Origin of the sequence: Vibrio sp. S234-5, assembly GCF_000960595.1 — a bacterium.
In the GTDB taxonomy this organism is placed as follows: domain Bacteria; phylum Pseudomonadota; class Gammaproteobacteria; order Enterobacterales; family Vibrionaceae; genus Vibrio.
Genome location: NZ_JZAM01000020.1, coordinates 1 through 373 on the forward strand (window position 1 = coordinate 1; position 373 = coordinate 373).

Below are 373 nucleotides of genomic sequence, written 5' to 3' on the forward strand. Positions count from 1 at the left end.
GGTGTGGTTGATTGTGATTTGGGTCTGGAGTCGGAGTGTTTTGCTGGTTACAGCCAAAGAGAATAAGCAGGCCAAGTAGCGATAATTTTTTCATATGAATAATCCATGTTTTTTATGGATATTACATGTGCGCTTTGCGGATAGACCAATTGCGTTTTGTTATACCGAGTAAATAACTGGCAATTTAACTCTCCATGTTTGTATGCATTTATCTTGAGACAAAAACGCCCTTCACCTGAGTAAAGAGCGTTTTTACTTGAGGTTATGGTTCGAACATTAAAGCACCAAACCGCCATCAATCTTGAGCACTTGTCCGGTTATAAACGCACTTTTATCAGAGACCAGAAACGCAACGCCATTGGCGATATCTTGC

Annotated in this window: 1 protein-coding gene; it reads right to left on the reverse strand. The window is 40.5% G+C overall.

Annotated elements, in window-relative coordinates; all coding sequences use genetic code 11:
• Positions 1 to 276: 276 nt before the first annotated feature.
• Positions 277 to 373, reverse strand: a 97-nt coding sequence (locus UF06_RS23325) for an SDR family oxidoreductase (RefSeq protein WP_139046224.1), incomplete at its 5' end; no start/stop codon positions are given.